The organism is Brevinematales bacterium (assembly GCA_026415355.1).
Lineage (GTDB): Bacteria > Spirochaetota > Brevinematia > DTOW01 > DTOW01 > SKYB106.
Map to the genome: position 1 here is coordinate 1 of JAOAHF010000035.1, position 243 is coordinate 243.

The window sequence follows — 243 nt, forward strand, 5'->3', positions numbered from 1 at the left end:
GACTGCCTCCCGGGAATTCTGAGTGTTTCAAAGCCCAAGCATACCAGTTCTGTATTTCTGTATAGAATCTCTTTGTGAGTGGTTGTGTTGAGAACGCTGATATTATACTTTCCAAGGAGTTAAACTTTACTTCTTCTAATGCTTTAAGAAAGGTTCGGTAAGGTTTGTTTTTAGATACGTAATAGGTGTATCTTTTGTAATAACTAAACTTTGCCTTCGTTCCAAAATACTCGGTGTAGACAC

General features: G+C 37.4%; 1 protein-coding gene. It reads right to left on the minus strand.

Annotation, left to right across the window (positions count from 1 at the left end; genetic code table 11):
• A partial coding sequence (locus tag N2712_07870; protein MCX8029893.1) for a hypothetical protein occupies positions 1 to 243 on the minus strand: 243 nt, incomplete at both ends.